Annotated in this window: 13 protein-coding genes; 9 read left to right on the top strand and 4 right to left on the bottom strand. The window is 62.2% G+C overall.

The window, feature by feature from the left end; translation table 11 throughout:
• Positions 1-19: 19 nt before the first annotated feature.
• Positions 20-487 (top strand): zinc-binding metallopeptidase family protein, encoded by a 468-nt coding sequence (locus SAMIE_RS15175; RefSeq protein ID WP_066701935.1) that lies wholly within the window; start codon positions 20-22, stop codon positions 485-487.
• Between the two features lie 104 nt (positions 488-591).
• On the opposite strand, the gene SAMIE_RS15170 is transcribed toward SAMIE_RS15175, so the two are convergent.
• The 3 genes from SAMIE_RS15170 to SAMIE_RS15160 are packed head-to-tail and all read right to left on the bottom strand — an operon-like array spanning position 592 to position 4,395.
• Positions 592-2,019: an aldehyde dehydrogenase family protein gene (locus SAMIE_RS15170; RefSeq protein ID WP_066701937.1), complete on the bottom strand. Its 1,428-nt coding sequence runs from the start codon at positions 2,017-2,019 to the stop codon at positions 592-594.
• A gap of 23 nt (positions 2,020-2,042) precedes the next feature.
• Complete coding sequence (locus SAMIE_RS15165) at positions 2,043-3,347, bottom strand: aspartate aminotransferase family protein (RefSeq protein ID WP_066701939.1); 1,305 nt, start codon at positions 3,345-3,347, stop codon at positions 2,043-2,045.
• Between the two features lie 55 nt (positions 3,348-3,402).
• Complete coding sequence (locus tag SAMIE_RS15160) at positions 3,403-4,395, bottom strand: phosphotransferase (RefSeq protein WP_066701941.1); 993 nt, start codon at positions 4,393-4,395, stop codon at positions 3,403-3,405.
• 245 nt (positions 4,396-4,640) lie between these two features.
• On the opposite strand from SAMIE_RS15160, the gene SAMIE_RS15155 reads away from it, so the two are divergent.
• The 5 genes from SAMIE_RS15155 (at position 4,641) to SAMIE_RS15135 (ending at position 12,335) form a co-directional block, all read left to right on the top strand.
• A complete protein-coding gene (locus SAMIE_RS15155; protein WP_232037272.1) occupies positions 4,641-6,752 on the top strand; it encodes a hydantoinase/oxoprolinase family protein in 2,112 nt (703 codons plus the stop codon).
• Positions 6,749-8,458, top strand: a complete 1,710-nt coding sequence (locus tag SAMIE_RS15150) for a hydantoinase B/oxoprolinase family protein (RefSeq protein WP_083952568.1) — start codon at positions 6,749-6,751, stop codon at positions 8,456-8,458. The genes SAMIE_RS15155 and SAMIE_RS15150 overlap by 4 nt, the downstream gene beginning before the upstream one ends.
• 10 nt (positions 8,459-8,468) lie before the next feature.
• A complete protein-coding gene (locus SAMIE_RS15145; RefSeq protein WP_066701945.1) occupies positions 8,469-9,227 on the top strand; it encodes an SDR family NAD(P)-dependent oxidoreductase in 759 nt (252 codons plus the stop codon).
• A 206-nt stretch (positions 9,228-9,433) separates the two neighbouring features.
• A complete protein-coding gene (locus SAMIE_RS15140) occupies positions 9,434-11,170 on the top strand; it encodes an acyl-CoA dehydrogenase (RefSeq protein ID WP_066702017.1) in 1,737 nt (578 codons plus the stop codon).
• Between the two features lie 40 nt (positions 11,171-11,210).
• Entirely contained in the window at positions 11,211-12,335 is a 1,125-nt protein-coding gene (locus tag SAMIE_RS15135; protein ID WP_066702019.1) for an MDR/zinc-dependent alcohol dehydrogenase-like family protein, read from the top strand.
• A 16-nt stretch (positions 12,336-12,351) separates the two neighbouring features.
• On the opposite strand, the gene SAMIE_RS15130 is transcribed toward SAMIE_RS15135, so the two are convergent.
• Positions 12,352-13,065 carry a TetR/AcrR family transcriptional regulator gene (locus SAMIE_RS15130; RefSeq protein ID WP_126516868.1) on the bottom strand — a complete coding sequence of 238 codons (714 nt, stop codon included), beginning with the start codon at positions 13,063-13,065 and terminating at the stop codon, positions 12,352-12,354.
• Positions 13,066-13,119: 54 nt separating this feature from the next.
• On the opposite strand from SAMIE_RS15130, the gene SAMIE_RS15125 reads away from it, so the two are divergent.
• From SAMIE_RS15125 to SAMIE_RS15115, 3 genes are read left to right on the top strand one after another with little or no spacing between them, the layout of a single operon-like run.
• On the top strand, positions 13,120-13,584 hold the full coding sequence (locus SAMIE_RS15125; protein ID WP_083952570.1) for a nuclear transport factor 2 family protein: 465 nt from the start codon (positions 13,120-13,122) through the stop codon (positions 13,582-13,584).
• A gap of 2 nt (positions 13,585-13,586) precedes the next feature.
• On the top strand, positions 13,587-14,432 hold the full coding sequence (locus tag SAMIE_RS15120) for an ergot alkaloid biosynthesis protein (protein ID WP_066701951.1): 846 nt from the start codon (positions 13,587-13,589) through the stop codon (positions 14,430-14,432).
• Positions 14,433-14,456: 24 nt separating this feature from the next.
• A complete protein-coding gene (locus SAMIE_RS15115; protein WP_066701954.1) occupies positions 14,457-16,691 on the top strand; it encodes a TonB-dependent receptor in 2,235 nt (744 codons plus the stop codon).
• Positions 16,692-16,781 lie beyond the last annotated feature (90 nt).

The raw sequence follows: 16,781 nt of genomic DNA, 5'->3' as shown, positions 1-16,781 counted from the left end.
TAGGAAGAAAGCGGCTTCGATGCCTCTCCTGATTGCTTCCGCCCTCGCGGCTGCGTCCGCAACGGCACCTGCCGCGCCGCTCGACGAGGGCGATGTGGCCGCCATCACGGAGTCGGTGGACCGGTCCGCGAGGCGTCTGACAGCGCTTGCCCGCGACATCTGGACTTATGCCAAGCCGCGCTTTCAAGAGACGAGGAGCGCTGCGCGGATACAGGCGGACCTGGAAGTGGCTGGTTTCAGGATTGAGGCGGGCGTGGCAAAGCTGCTGACCGCCTTTATCGCAAGTGCGGGCACGGGCGGGCCAGTGATCGCACTGATCGCCGAATATGATGCATTGCCGGGCCTTTCACAGTCCGCGGCGGCAAGCAGGCAGGCCGTGCCCGGCCATGTATGCGGCCGCAATCATGGTCGCCAAGGCATTGGCGCTGACTGCCGCGGACCTGTTCCGCAACACCGCCAGCCTGGCGGCAGCGCGTGCCGAGTTTGACGGCCGCCGGGGCGGGCTTCCAATATCGAGCGCTCATCGACGACCAGATCTCCGAAACGGCGCCGCGTTAGTCATCTGCCGCGCGGCTGCCCGCCTGTCGATGTTCAGGTTCGCCGGATGACCAGATTCCTGATCTCGGTCATGTCTTCCATGGCGAAGCGTATGCCTTCGCGGCCCAGCCCCGAGTCCTTGACGCCGCCGTAAGGCATGTTGTCGACGCGATAGGAGGGAACGTCGTTGATCACGACGCCGCCAACGTCGAGCCGATCCCAGGCGTCGAACATCTTGAACAGGTCGCGGGTGAAAATGCCGGCCTGCAGGCCAAATTTGCTGTCATTCACTTCTTCCAGGGCGGCGTCGAAGTCCGAGAATTTAGACAGCAGCGCCAGCGGACCAAATGCCTCTTCCCGGTAGGCGGCGGCGGCGCGGTCGACGCCTTCTAGCAATGTCGCCTCCAGCATCGCGCCCTCACGCCGCCCGCCACACAGCAGCGTCGCGCCGCCGGCGACGGCCTGCTGGATCCAGCTGTCCAGCCGCTTCGCTTCGCCTTCGGAAATCATCGGGCCGATGAAAGTGTTGCGGTCCTTTGGATCGCCCGCGACTAGGCTCTTCGTTTTCGCGACGAGCATGTCCCTGAAGCGATCATAGACCTGTTCGTGGATAAGGATTCGCTGCACGCCGATGCAGCTCTGGCCGGACTGGTAGAAGGCGCCGAAGACGATGCGTTCAAGGGCGTCGTCCAGGTTCGCGTCCGCGTCGACGATTACGGCGGCGTTGCCGCCCAGCTCCAGCACCACTTTCTTTCTGCCCGACCTGGCCTTCAACGCCCAGCCGACATCGGGAGAGCCGGTGAAGGAAAGGAGCTTCAGCCGGTCATCCTCGGTGAACAGGTCGGCCCCGTCGCGGTGCGCCGGCAGGATGGAGAAGGCGCCTTCGGGCAGATCGGTTTCCGCCAGTATCTCGCCCATAATGATCGCGCCCAGCGGCGTGCGGCTGGCGGGTTTCATGACGAACGGGCAACCGACTGCGATGGCGGGCGCGATCTTGTGCGCGGCCAGGTTCAGCGGGAAGTTGAAGGGGGAGATGAAGCTGCAAGGGCCGATCGGGACACGCTTCCAGATGCCCTGATAGCCCATGGCACGGGGGCTGATGTCGAGCGGCTGGACTTCGCCATAAAGGCGCGTCGATTCCTCGGCGGCGATACGGAATGTGTCGATGAGGCGCGTGACCTCGCCCTCGGCATCCTTGATCGGCTTGCCGGCCTCGACGCAGAGCGCGTAAGCAAGTTCGTCGAACCGTTCGCGGAAGCGGTTGACGCAATGGTCGAGCACCGCCTGGCGCTCAAAGCTCGCCATCCGCGCCATCGGTTCCGCCGCGCGCACCGCGCCCGCTATGCCCTCATTGATGGTCCGGGCGTCCGCCAGCGCCACGCGGAAGGCGACCTCGCCGCTATATTTGTCGGTGACCTCAAGGTCGGCATTGGGCTGATATGCCTTGTTGTTAAGGTAGAGGGGGTAGCTATCCTTGAGCATGACGTCTCTCTGCTTGGGCGGGGTCAGCGGGCCAGGTCTTTGAGCAGGCTATCGAGCGAATCGACGAACATGTCGACATGTTCCTGCTGCCAGATGAGCGGCGGCCGGATCTTGAGCACATTGCCATGAATGCCGGTGGTGCTGATCAATATCCGTTTGTCGCGCATGCCATTCACGACCCTGCTCGCGAGCGTGGCGTTGGGGATCTTGCCGTCCCGCGCGCTCACCAGTTCGAGGCCGAGGAAAAGCCCCGCCCCGCGCACGTCGCCGATACAATCATGACGGGTCATGAGCGTCTGTAGCCGCTGCCTGAAATAGGCGCCGACCTTGTCGGCATTGGCGGGCAGGCCTTCCTGCTCGATGACGTCCAGGGTTGCGGCCGCCGCCGCGCAGGATACGGTGTTTCCGCCGAACGTGTTGAAATAGCGGGCGCGTTCGCCGAACTGCGCGAGCAGTTCGGGCCGCATGATGGCGGCGGCGACCGGATGACCATTGCCCATGGGCTTGCCCATGGTGACGATGTCCGGGGTGACGCCGTGGCGCGCAAAACCCCACATATTTTCGCCCGTGCGGCCGAAGCCGGCCTGCACCTCGTCGGCGATGTAGAGGCCGCCCGCCGCCTGAACCGCCGCTGCCGCCCCCGACAGCAGGCCGCGCGTGGTAAAGACGCCATCGCTTGAGAATATCGTGTCGCACATGAGCGCCGCGACGCCATATCCAGCCGCCTCCAGTTCAGCCACGGCCTGCCGCGTCTGTGCCGCAAGCAGTTCGGCGATGTCGCCTTCCAATCGGTAGGTGTCGGGCGCTGCGATCGTGCGGACATGGGGCGGGCGTTCACCGCCAAAGCCCAGCGATGGCGACACTTCCGACACAGCCTGCGTCACGCCATGATAGGCGAGCTGGGTTACAATGACCCCCTTCCGATCAGTGCAATGCCGCGCGACCCGCAGCGCAAGGTCGTTTGCTTCGCTGCCGGTGCAGGTGAACATGATATTGCCAAGCGCGTCGGGCATGGTCGCAAGAATGCGCTCGGCATAGTCCAGGATGGAGTCGCCCAGATAGCGGGTGTGGGTATTGAGCACGGCCGCCTGCCGCGCGATCGCGTCGACGATATGTGGATGGCAATGACCGACCGAGACGACATTATTATAGGCATCGAGATAGCGCTCGCCGCTGGCATCGAACAGCCAGGGGCCTTCGCCGCGAACCATATGGATCGGCCTTTCATAGAAGAGCCGGTAAGCGGGGCCGAGCAGGGACTGACGACGCCGTATCAGCGTTTCGGTCATCTCGTCGACCGCGCCATCACCCGAATAAGCATTCAGCATTCCGGAAGCGTCGCGTATCATTGTCGTGTCTTTCATGTCGAACAGTGGCCGCCGCCTATGAAGCAGGACTTTGTGCCGCTGCTTCAAGCAGGCATTTGGCAAGAGGAACATTGCGCAGGAGATAGGCGTGATTGTCCGGATGCTGCGCGGCGCGCCAATGCGTGATTGCGACCACCATGGCCGCCCGCGCGCGCACGAGGATCGGCAGGATCGCTATTTCTTCTGGGGTCAGCGAAAGAGTATGATCGTAAATCTCGACGGCAGTGGCGATCAGCGCGTCGAAGCCGCCCGCAGGCTCCTGATAGGCGATCGCCGTTGCAAGGTCGCAAATGCGCGGTGCTTCGACTGCGTCGCCGAAATCGATGATGCCGCTGATCTGGCCGTCATCAGCGACCAGCAGGTTGGACGGATTGAAGTCATTGTGGATAACCTGGCGGGGCAGCCCCGGCAGGATCGGCGCGGCCCGGGTGCTCCAGTCGTCAACCGCATGCTCTACCAGGACACGAAGCGCGGCCGCCGGGATCGCGTCGGTCAGCGGCAGGATCTGGTCGGCGCGGGAGACGTCCCAGAGGAGCGATCTTTTCGCGCGGGGATGGGAAAAGCCCGACATTGATCGGTCAAGCCGCGACAGAAGCCGGAAAACGCGGTTTGGCATCTCCGGCGACGCAAGCGCGGCAAGCGGCTTTCCCGCCAGGAAGGTGGTGGAGAAGGCCGCGAACGGATCGCCGTGGACGGATGTCACCGCGACGACGGGGCTGCCGCCCGCGCTCCGCCGAATTCGGGGGACGGGCAGGTTGGGTTCCGTCGCTGCGATATGGTCGAGGACCGCCGCCTGCAGATCGGCGGTGCCGTCTCGGTTGTCGGTGATTCTGAGAAGATATTCTTCCCCGCTTGGCTCGGTCATGCGGAACACTGCATCGACCTCACTTGCGATTCTGCCGGCGGTCGCGGCACTGCCATAGACGGTTCGCCAAAGGGTTTCCGCCGCCGCGACGTCATAAAGCGCACCGGCATTTTTGGTTTGATTTCCAGAGCTTGCTGCGCCCATAGGTCGCGGTAGACGAACTGACATACTTGCTTCTTGCCTACGCTATTACCGATCCGTATCGTAGGCTTGCTGAACCGCCAAGTCAACGCGCTTCCGCTCGATACGAGCCATGCGGCGGCCGATATCGACTGTCATATCGCCCGGACAGTCAGCTCGATAACCCGCTCTTGACTTACCGAACCGCACACGTATATTACGGATCGGTAAGAGATTGCCGCGGCGGATATGCCGGGCGCTCAGTCAAAATGCGGACATGGATTGGGTTGGATTTTATGCGCCTGGCGTGTGACACTGGTGGAACATTCACGGATCTGATCGTCGAGGATGAGGCGGGTCGCCTCGACATGTTTAAGGCGTCGACGACGCCTGCCGACCCGGTGCAGGGTGTTATCAACGCGCTCGGGCTGGCAGCGCAAGACGCCGGCATATCGCTCGCTGAATATCTTGCGCGTGCAGATACTTTCATCCACGGCACGACTCACGCGATCAATGCAGTGATCACCGGGCGGACCGCGCGTACAGCGCTTCTCACGAGCGAAGGGCATCCGGATATTCTGGTCCTTCGCGAAGGTGGCCGGGCAGAACCGTTCAATTTTACTGTTGCCTATCCTGAGCCCTATATTCCCCGCGCCTTGACCTTTGAAGTGCCGGAGCGCGTGAATGCCGAGGGCAAGGTTGTAAAGCCGCTGGACGAGGCGGCGGTGGTCGCGATCTGTCAGAAGCTCCGCGACGCGCGTGTGGAGGCTGTCGCGGTCGCGCTGCTGTGGTCGGTGGCCAATGGCGACCATGAACAGCGCGTGCGGGATATCCTGGCCAAGCATCTGCCGGGTGTGCCCGTTACGCTTTCGAGCACGCTCAATCCGACGATCCGGGAGTTCCGACGTGCCTCTTCCGCAGCGATCGACGCATCGCTAAAACCGTTGATGGGCTCTTATCTGGGTTCCTTGTCGCAGCGGCTGAAGGATGCAGGCTTTGCCGGCCGCCTGCTAGTGCTTACGTCTCAGGGCGGCATGGTGGATGCGGACGAAATCGCCGCGTCGCCAATCCGCGCGATCAATTCCGGCCCCTCGCTCGCGCCGATTGCCGGCCGCTATTTTGGTGACCTGGCGAAGGCGGGCGCCGATATCGTCGTCGCTGACACGGGCGGCACCACCTATGACGTCAGCCTAGTCCGTGGCGGACGCATTCCGTTAACCCGGGACGCATGGATTGGCCAGCCTTTTCGCGGTCATCTGACCGGCTTTCCGTCGGTGGACGTGCAAAGCGTCGGCGCCGGCGGCGGCAGCATCGCGCATGTGGACAAGGGCGGCTTGCTGCGCGTCGGGCCGCAAAGTGCAGGTTCCACCCCAGGCCCGGTCTGCTACGGCCGGGGCGGGACCGAGCCGACCTTGACCGACGCCTGTGTGGCGCTGGGCTATGTCGACCCCGACTATTTCCTGGGCGGCAATATGAAGCTCGACCGGGACGGCGCGCGCAGAGCGATAAAGGACAAGGTCGCCGACCCGCTCGGCATGAGCGTAGAGGATGCTGCTGCTGCAATCGTCACGCTCGCGACGGAGAATATGGCGAGTGCCATTGCCGACATCACGGTCAACCAAGGCATCGACCCGCGTAATGCTGTACTGATCGGCGGCGGCGGCGCGGCAGGACTCAATTCGATCTTCATCGCGCGGCGCATGAACATTCCGCGCCTTGTCATCCCGGAAGTGGGCGCCGCGCTCAGCGCCGCCGGGGCGCTGATGTCAGAACTTGCCGCCGACTTCCGCGCGGTCGAATATATGGTCACGAGCAGTTTCGATGTTGCGCGGGCCAATGAAATTCTAGGCGATTTGAAACGCAAGGGCGAGGCATTCCTGGCCCAGACGGATGGCACCAGCTTCCACCAGCAGATCCAGTTTTCGCTGGAGGCCCGCTACGAGCAGCAGGTCTGGGAAATCGAAGTGCCGTTGCCGTTCGATCATTTCTCCGGCGCGGCTGAGATCGAGAAGCTCGCCGAGGCCGTGCACCAGTCGCATGAACGCATTTTCGCCTTCCGCGACGAAGGCTCCGCGATCGAGATCATTGGCTGGTCGGTACGCGCCAGCTGCCGGGTCCACGAACATATGATCGGACGCATGAAACCGCACCCGGAGGAAGCCGCGCGGTCCGGAACGCGGCAGGTCTATTTTGGCGGCACCGGTTTCTGCGACGCGGCCATCGTGCCGTTCGCCGGGCTTGCCGTCGACCAGAAGCATCACGGACCGGCCATCGTCGAATCGCCGTTCAGCAGCGTCGTTGCCGACCCCGGCTCGGTCTTCTGGCTGACGGCGGACGGAAGCCTTGTGATCGACACGTCCGTGCAGGGAGCAAATGCATGACCACCCAGACGCTCGATGGGGCGCAACTCGCAATCCTCAACAACCGGTTCGAGGGTGTGGCGCGAAAAATGGCGAACACGCTTCTGCGCGCCGGACGCTCCGGCGTGCTGAACCGCGCCCGCGACTTCTCCGCCTGTATCGTGACAGCCGATCACCAGCTTCTGGCGGCCGCGGAAAGCCTGCCGATCCATGTCCTTTCTGGACCTGACCTGATGGCGGCATCGATGCAGCGCTTCCATCCTAACCTGAAGCGGGGGGACGCATTCCTGCACAACTCGCCCTACCATGGCTGCTCTCACCCTGCCGATCACACCATATTGGTGCCGGTGATGGACGATGACGGCATCCATCGTTTCACGGTGGTCGCAAAGGCGCATCAGGCAGATATCGGCAACTCCATCCCGACCACCTATCACGGGACCGCGCGCGACGTTTATGAGGAAGGCGCGCTGATCTTTCCCGCGGTCAAGGTGCAGGAGGACTATCGCACCATCGAGGATATCGTGCGCATGTGCGAAATGCGTATCCGGGTGCCCAAACAGTGGAAGGGCGATTTCCTCGCAATGCTCGGCGCGGCGCGGATCGGCGAGCGGGAAATATTGGAGCTTGCGGCCGAGATCGGCTGGGACCAGCTCGATGCCTTCGAAAAGCGCTGGTTCGATTATAGCGAGCAAAGCATGATCGACGCGATCGGCAAGCTGCCGTCCGGCAAAGTTTCCGCGACGAGCACCCACGATCCCATCCCAGGAACGCCGCCTGAAGGGATCACGATCAAGGCTGAGGTCGAAGTGGACGCGGCGACCGGCACGATCATCGTCGATCTTACCGACAATATGGACAGCCTGCCGTGCGGCCTTAATCTCAGCGAAGCCTGCGCTCGTACCAGCGCTTTGATCGGGGTGTTCAACTCGATCGATCACAGCGTCCCAAAAAATGCCGGCGCCTTCCGGCGCGTCGATGTGCGCCTGCGCGAGGGCAGCGTGTGCGGGGTTCCGATCCATCCCACCAGTTGCTCGGCGGCAACGACCAATCTTGCGGACCGGGTATGCGCGGCAACCCAGTCGGCCATTGCGCAGGTCGCTGACGGCTTTGGGATGGCGGAGGTCGGCGCGGGTCTGTCACCTGCCAGCGGCGTCATTTCCGGCAATGATCCGCGTACCGGCAAGTCGTTCATCAATCAGCTCTTCCTCGGCGCGACCGGCGGCGGCGCGACCGCGCATAATGATGCGTGGATGACCTATCTGCATGCCGGCAATGGCGGCCTGTGCTTCATCGACAGCGTGGAACTGGACGAGCTGTGCCAGCCCATCCTGGTCGAAAGCCGTCGGCTGCTGAAGGATACCGAAGGACCGGGGCGCCAGCGCGGCGCCCCCAGCCTGGAAGTGACCTTCGGTCCTGTCGGTTGCGACGTCGATGTCGCCTTCGTGAGCGACGGCACGATCAACGGTCCGACCGGTGTGCGGGGCGGCGGCAGCGGCGGGCAGTCGCGGCAATATCTGCGCAAGGCGGACGGCAGTCTGGTCGAGACCGAACAAGTGAAAGTGCAGCGTGTCAGTGCGGGTGAGGCGATCATCTCCATCACCTGCGGTGGCGGGGGCTATGGCGATCCGCGGGAACGTGACCCGGCCAAGGTCCGTCACGATGTCGCGGAAGGCTGGATCAGCCCCGAACGCGCTGCGGAAATCTACGGCGTCAGCACAATCTGAAGGGGATAGTATGAGACTGAAGGACAAGGTAGCCATCGTCACGGGATCGTCGCAGGGCATCGGCGAGGCGGTAGCGAAGCGGCTGGCAAGAGAAGGCGCGACCGTTGCGATCAATTACAGCCGCAACGACGCGGCCGCGCAAAAAGTTGTCGCCGATATCGAGGCGGCTGGCGGCAAGGCCAAGGCGTTCCGGGCGAATTGCTCGAACGTTGCCGATATCAGTCGGCTGGTCGAAGAGGTCGGCGAGGTATTCGGCCGCATTGACATATTGGTGAACAATGCAGGCACTTTCCGGACCGTTCCGGTTTCGGAAACTACCGAGGAGATTTGGGACGAGCAGATCGACCTCAATCTGAAGGGCACTTTCTTCGCCGTTCAATCGGTGCTGCCTTGGTTCAGGAAGCAGGGCGGCGGCAAAGTCGTCAATTTCTCGTCGATCGCGGGCGTTGATGCATTCCCCAACTGTCCGGCCTATTGCGCGTCGAAGGGCGGGGTCTCACTGCTGACCAAGGCGCTGGCGTCGGAGCTGGCGAAGGAGAATATCAACGTCAACGCAATCGCCCCGGGCAATGTCGCAACGCCGATCAACGCGCATCTGCGCGGGCCGGGCAATGAGGAATATATGGCGCTAATGAGCAGCCGCACGCCCACCGGGCGCGCCTTCATGGATGTCGAGGATATGACCGGGGCCGTCGCATTCCTCTCCAGCGATGATGCCAAAGGTGTCCATGGTCTCATCATGCTCGTCGACGATGGCTGGTGCGCTTGAGGGATAAGCGGACAGGGTAAGGAGGAATCTCGACGAACGCGGGCGCGCGCATCCAGTGCGGGCGCTCCGCACCCGCTCAGGGGGCGATGTGGACGTCGTGACGCGGAGGCTGCCTATATCTATTCACGGCGCCGATGCCGGGGCTTCAGCGGCTGCTGCTCACCCGCGCCCCATCGAGAAACAACCCGGAAATTGCGGATCAGAACATGAGTGAAGCCACGCCTCTTATTCGGCGCGATGAGATTGATTTCCTTCTTTTTGACTGGCTGGGCTGCGGAGAGGGCGGCACGCGCGATGTCATAGAGGCGACGATGGATGTCGCGACGCGCCTTGCCGAAGATATGTTCGTGCCCTGTGCCGCCCGCTCGGACATCGTGGAACCGGAGCTGAAGGACGGCGCGGTTCATGTGCTGCCGGAAATCGCCGCCGCGCTGCGGCAGTATACGGAGCTTGGGCTTTTTTCCGCCAGCTTTGATGAGAGCCTTGGAGGGCTTGGCCTTTCCGCTCTCGTCTGCTCGGCGCTGTATGCGCAATTCGCCGCGGCCAATATTTCGGCCGCTGGCTATCCGATGCTGAGCAATGCCAATGCGCGTGTCATCGCTGCATTCGGTACGCAGGCGCAGATTGACAGCTTCGCGCGGCCCGGGATCGAAGGCCGCTGGTACGGCACGATGTGCCTGTCCGAGCCGCAGGCAGGTTCCAGCCTGGGCGACATCCGCACACGCGCGGTGAAGGATGGGGAGGATGCGCTGGGCCTGCGCTTCCGCCTCACCGGCAACAAGATGTGGATCTCCGGCGGCGACCAGGATATTTCGGAGAATATCGTTCATTTGGTGCTCGCCAAGGAGCCGGGGCCGGACGGCGCGCTGATCGAGGGCACGGCCGGAATCTCGCTGTTCATCGTGCCCAAGATTCTGCCGGACGGGACACGGAACGATGTGACCATTGCCGGGCTCAATCACAAGATGGGCTATCGGGGCGTGCCCAATTGTCTCGTCAACTTCGGAGAAGCGGGCGGCGCCGTCGGCTGGCGACTCGGAGAGGCGGGCTACGGCCTCAAATATATGTTCCAGATGATGAACGAGGCGCGCATCGCCGTGGGGACGGGCGCCGCGGCGCTTGCCTATCGCGGCTATATGCATGCCCTTCGTTATGCCGGGGAGCGCCTGCAGGGCCGCCGGATCGGAGAGCGGTCGGGCAATCCGGTTCCGATCATCGCCCATGCCGATGTCCGGGCGATGCTCTTGCGTCAGAAGGTCTATGCCGAAGGCGCGCTGGCGCTGTGCTTCTATTGCGCCGACCTTGCCGACGCGCACGGCGACATGGCCTTGCAGGACCTGCTCGGCCTGTTGACGCCCGTCGCTAAGTCATGGCCGTCCGAATTCGGCCTCATAGCCAATGACCTCGCCATCCAGGTGCATGGCGGATATGGCTATACGCGTGATTTTGAGGTCGAGCGGCTGTGGCGAGACAATCGCCTGAACCCCATTCATGAGGGGACGACCGGTATCCAAGCGCAGGATCTTCTAGGCCGTAAGTTGCTGCGCAGCGACGGGCGCGCGCTTCAGTTGTTGAGGGCGCGAGTGGAGGACACGGCGCGCAGGGTTGGCGCGGTCGCGCCCTTGGCGGAGCATGGCGCGGCGCTGCTCGGTATCTTCGACGATATCGACGAGACGCTGGCGGCGCTGGCAAAGGCCGATCCTGTCGGTGCCTTCGACAACGCCACATGGTTCCTGCGCGCCTTTGGTCACGCGGTCGTCGCATGGCTGTGGCTCGACATCGCGATCCTGGCGACCGGCGGCGTCGATGATGATTTTCGCCGAGGCAAGCTTAAGGCATGTCGCTTTTTCTTCGAAAGCGAACTTCCCCAGGCGCGCGCCTGGTTGCAGATTGTCAACTCGGAAAGCTCGGCGCACTCGGAAATGGCACCTTCGGAATTTTGACAGCGGGCTTCGGCACCGCTGGATGCAAATGGAGTGGATCATGAGCAACACGGGACGTGAGTTGCGGTCGCGGATCGACGCGGATGGGGCGATGACGCTCTCACTCGAGCAGGTGGCGATTGCCGAACCGGGCGATGACGAGCTTGTGGTCCGCGTGGAGGCGGCGCCGATCAACCCGACCGATCTCGGATTGTTGACCGGCCCGGCGGATCTGACGACGATGGAAGTGCTACAAGGCGAGAGGACCGGCATCGCGTTTACCGTGCCGCAGGAGCGGTTGCCCGCCTTTCGCGGGCGTCTGGGCCAGTCGCTTCGGGTCGGCAGCGAAGGCGCGGGAACCGTCGTTCGGGCAGGGCGCAACCTGGCGGGTCTCGAAGGCCGGCGTGTGGGCATGATCGGCGACGGGATGTATGCCGATTATCGGCTGATCGGCGGCCGGAACTTCATGCTCCTGCCCGATGGCGCGAATGCCTCCGACGGTGCGTCGATGTTCATCAATCCGCTGACCGCGCTGGGCCTGATGGAAACGGCGGGGCGTGAGGGGCATAAGGCCATCGTCCACACCGCCGCAGCGTCGAATGTGGGGCAGATGCTGCAGAAAATCTGTCTCGCTGACGGCATGCCGCTGATCAACATCGTTCGTTCCCAGGAGCAAGTGGACATTCTTCGCGGCCTTGGAGCGGTCCATGTGCTCAACAGCAAGAATGAGGCGTTTTCAACCCAGCTTGCCGAGGTGATTGCGCAGACTGGCGCCACAATCGCGTTCGATCCGATCGGCGGTGGCAAACTTGGTGGGAAAATATTGCAGGCCATGGAGCGGGCGGCTGTGGCGAAGATGCCCAGCTATGATCGCTATGGCTCATCGGTGTTCAAGCAATTGTATATTTATGGCGCGCTCGATTTATCGCCAACCATATTGAACCGTGCCGCCCTTGGCTTCCGGTGGAGCGTCTCGGGCTGGTTGCTCTGGCCGTTCCTGCATAGCGTCGGTCCCGAGGTCGAGGATCGGTTGCGCCAGCGTGTGATCGAAGAACTGACCACGACCTTCGCCACCCATTATACCCGCACGATCAGCCTGGCCGAAGCACTCGAGCCGGAGGTGTTGCTGGCCTATAAGCGGCTGGCGACGGGTGAGAAATATTTGATCGACCCTACCCGCGGCTAGGCTATGCCGATCGCTCTCAACAGGCCTTGAGCGCGCCGGCGATCGCCTTGGCAAATTTCGCGGCGAAATCGTCTGTCACGGGATCTTTCGTAATCATCAGGTGCCAGTAAAGCGGTCCGGCCATCAGGTCGAGCGCGAGCCCGCTGTCAGCTGTAGGGGGAACCTCTCCGCGCGCGATCGCCCGATCGATGATACGCATCGCCTGCTCGCGCTTCGGTTCCTGAAAATGGACCCGAATATGCTCGCTCAGCGCGGTGTTGCGGGCAAGCTCCCCATAAACATCCGGCAGAATCGCACGGGCCAGCCGCCGCTCCAACATGGCGATGCTGCGCTGCGCATATTCCTCCAGTTCGCGTTGCAGCGAACCCATATCCTCGACCGTGACGACGGAGATGCCGAAATGCAGCAGCATGTCCGCGACCAATTCGGGTTTGCCGCGCCACCGACGGTAAAGCGACGGCTTGCCGACATTGGCGCGGCGCGCGACCGCACCCAGCGAGAAGTTCGCATATCCATGCCGCGCCAGTTCTATCAGCGCTGAGCGCATGAGGGCGCCGGTCACCTTCGGCTGCAGCACGGCGGCACCGGCGGGCTGATGAGTGGATATGCGTTCGTACTTCATCGGTCGATCATAGAGCGAAAAACATTTGCGTTCCAGCGCCGATACGCATAGGTTGCGACGTAACGCATCGTAACGACGTATAGTAACGACGAACGCGAAGCGGCTCAACGGCAAAACATGGCCAATCCGTGAAGTCGTTGGTTAGGCAAATGGGACATCGAAATGAGCAGAACTGAGACGGGACAATATTCCGACCTACCGGCCTTGATGGAGCAGTACACAAATATGATCCTGACCAAGGACATGGCGGGATGGCTGGATCTGTGGGCTGATGAGGGCGTGTTTGAGCACCCCTATTCCCCGCCCGGCTACAAAAAGCAGGTCGTGGGCAAGCAGGCCATTGCCGAATATATGAGCGGCTTTCCCGAACGATTCGATATCAGCGAATTCAACATTGTCGGGCTTATCCCGAATGCCGAAGGCACTGAAGCCTTTGTCGAGATACGTTGCAAGGCCACCGCGCTACCGACGGGACGCCCCTATAACCAGCATTATGTCGGCTTCATGCGGGTCAATGAAGCCGGAAAGCTGGTGCTTTACCGCGACTTCTGGAACCCGCTCGTGGCCATCGAAACCTTTGGCGGGGCGGATGCGCTGGCGGATGCCTTCTCGGCGGGAGGGAATTGACGATGGCGGCGGCAACGAAAGTCCTGGTCACCGGCGGCACTGGAAAGACCGGCCGCAATGTCGTGGAAGGTCTGCGCGAGCGCGGCGTCGCCTGCCGGATTGCGGCGCGGAAGCCTCCGCAGACCGACACTGGAGTGCAGTTCGACTGGATGGACGAGAGCAGTTTCGACGCGGCGCTGACGGATGTGGACGGGGTCTATCTGGTCGCGCCTGTCGGCGTTCCCGATCCCCTGCCGGTCATGTCGACCTTCATCAATAGGGCAGTGGACAAGGGCGTAAGGCGCTTCGTTCTGTTGAGTTCCTCCGCGATTCCGATCGACGGCCCGGTGCTGGGCGGGGTCCATCGTTTCTTGGCGGACAATGCGCCCGAATGGGCCGTGATGCGCCCTTCCTGGTTCTTCCAGAACTTCACCGAAGCGCATCATGCCGAGACGATCCGGCGGGAGAACAGCCTCTACTCGGCCACCGGCGATGCCGCCATCGCGTTCATCGGCGCTGCGGATATCGCGAAAATCGCCGTCGCCTGCCTCTGCGCGGACCAGCCATTGAACGACGGAGTGATTCTGACCGGACCCGCCAGCCACAGCTACGATGAAGTGGCGGGGATCATATCCGCCCAGGCCGGACGGCAGATCAGGCATGTGCGGCTCGCCCCGCAGGACCTGGCCCGGAAATTCACCGAGTTCGGTCTGGACGAGGGCTACGCCCAGATCCTGGCGCAGCTCGACGGCTTTCTCGCCGGAGGGAGCGAAGCAAGAACCACCGACGCCGTCGAAAAGCTTACGGGCAGGCCGGCGCAATCGTTCAGCAGCTTCGCCGCAGCGCACAAGGCAAGCTGGAAACAATAGTGATAGTTCATATGGGAGGGTAGATTGAACAAGCTGTTCTGGGATCTGGTTTCATCCGTTTCTTGCCTTGCGGCCGTGGCCATGGCGGCGCCGGCGATGGCACAAACTGCGGCAGCGGGCACAGACGGACCAGAGGCTGCGGCCCTCGACGAAATCGTCGTGACTGCCCAGCACCGCTCTGAAAATGTGCAGACGACGCCTTTGTCCATCGCCGCCCTGGGCGGGGACGTGCTTGCCGCCCGTCAGATCGACAATGTTCAGGCGCTCGCTGCGGCAGTGCCGAACGTCAATTTCGGAACCTATAACGGATCGGCGCGGGTCAGCATTCGCGGCATTGGTGACGACGCCATTGCGCCAAGTTCCGAGGCGCGGGTCGCGTTTCACCTCGATGGCGCCTATCTGAGCCGGCCGCAATCGACGATGGCGAGCTTTTTCGACGTCGACCGGGTGGAAGTCGTGCGCGGCCCTCAAGGGACGTTATACGGACGTAACGCCACAGCTGGTGCAATCAATGTTCTGACAAGAGACCCTACCGACACGCTCGACGGCTATATCAGCGGAACCATCGGCAACTATGATCTGCGGAAGGGCGAAGCTGCGGTAGGCGGTCCGATCGCGGAGAATCTTTCTGCGCGCGTGGCCGGTCAGGTCGTGTCGCGCGGCGGTTTTGGCCGCAATATAACTGCGGGCGGCGCAGTCGATGATCAAGATACTTGGGGTGTCCGGGGCAAGCTGAAATATGACTTCTCGCCTGAAGCCAACATCATTCTCGCGGTCGATCATTCGGAACAGCATGACCACAGCGGTGGATGGAATTATTTCGGCCAGGGCAGCCCGTTCGTCACGCCCTTTGCGAACGCGCAGGGCGGCGTCGTGCTTGAAAACACCTACGATACTTCGGGAAATATTCCGTCGAAGACCGACCGCATAACCACCGGCATGTCGGCGACCCTCAACGTGGATATGGGTTGGGCCACGCTCACGTCGATTTCCGCTTACCGGCATCTCGATACGCGCACCGTGACCGACTATGACATGTCGAACCTGGATCTTGCGATCTACGACATCCGGGAAGCCTCCAAGCAATACAGCCAGGAGCTTCGCCTGCAGGGTGAATATGGGCGAGGCCACTGGCTTGTCGGCGCCTATTATTTCCGTGAGCGCGGCAACGGCTCGCTCGCGATCCCACTTGACCAGGCTCTGTATTTTGGGCCGCCGGGATATGTGCAGGGCTATTATATCGAGGGCAATTACGGCACCAACGCCTATGCAGTGTTCGGCCAGGCGGACTTTGAAATCGTTGACGGCCTTTCGATCGTTGTCGGCGGGCGCTACAGCAGCGAGAAGAAGACCCTCGATGAGGGGCTTGCGTTCGATACCGTGACGCCGTTTACGGGAACGATCGCGCCGGGACCGCTGTTCACCAACTCAGGATCTAAGAGGTGGAGCGATTTCACGCCGCGTGTGAGCCTGGAGTTCAAGCCGACTGACAATGTCTTCCTCTACGCGACCTTCTCGCAGGGCTTCAAGAGCGGCGGCTTCAACCTTGGCGGCCTTCAGGCACCGTTCAATCCGGAGAATCTGACCGACTATGAAGCGGGCATCAAGGCCGAGTGGTTCGACCGCCGCTTGCGGACGAACGTCTCCGTATTTGCATATGATTACAAAGATCTGCAGGTTTCAAAGGTTCTCGGGGCGCTGATCGTCGTCGACAATGCGGCGCGCGCCAAGCTTTATGGCGCCGAGTTCGATGTCACGGCCATGCCGGTTCAAGGATTGGAACTTGCGGCGAATTTGGCTTTGCTGCACAGCAAGTACACGGATTTCTGCAATCAGGACCCGGCGCGCCCGGGCGGACCTGCGGTGCCGCAATGTCCGGGTGACCCGCTCGCGTTCGATCTCAGCGGCAATAAGCTCAATCAGTCGCCGGATTATTCCATCTCGCTGAGCGCCCAATATGCAGCCCCCCTGCCTTTCGGAGAACTGACGCTGCGGGGTGAAGCCTATATCGTCGATAACTACTACTTCACGCCGTTAAATCAGGCTTTTGTCGGGCAAGCGGCATACGAGAAATATAATGCCTTTGTGACGTTCAAGCCCGAGTCTGGCAACTGGTCGCTTCAGGGTTATGTCCGTAACATCGGCAACAAACGTACGAAGGCCTCGTCCGTCGTCGGGTCCGGGCTGGCCGGGTTCCCGATTTCCGGAAGTTACGATCCGCCACGGACCTATGGTGTCGAGCTTCGCTATCATTTCTGATGCGCCTGAGATTCTTCGTGGGTGCGTCGATAACTGATCGGGAATTATCGTCGCTTCAGCTCAGGCGGCATGCCCGGCGCCCCAGCCGCG

This window comes from Sphingobium amiense (assembly GCF_003967075.1).
Classification (GTDB): Bacteria; Pseudomonadota; Alphaproteobacteria; order Sphingomonadales; family Sphingomonadaceae; genus Sphingobium; species Sphingobium amiense.
Note: the sequence above shows the minus strand (reverse complement) of the source record. Positions and strands in the feature narration are given on the sequence as shown.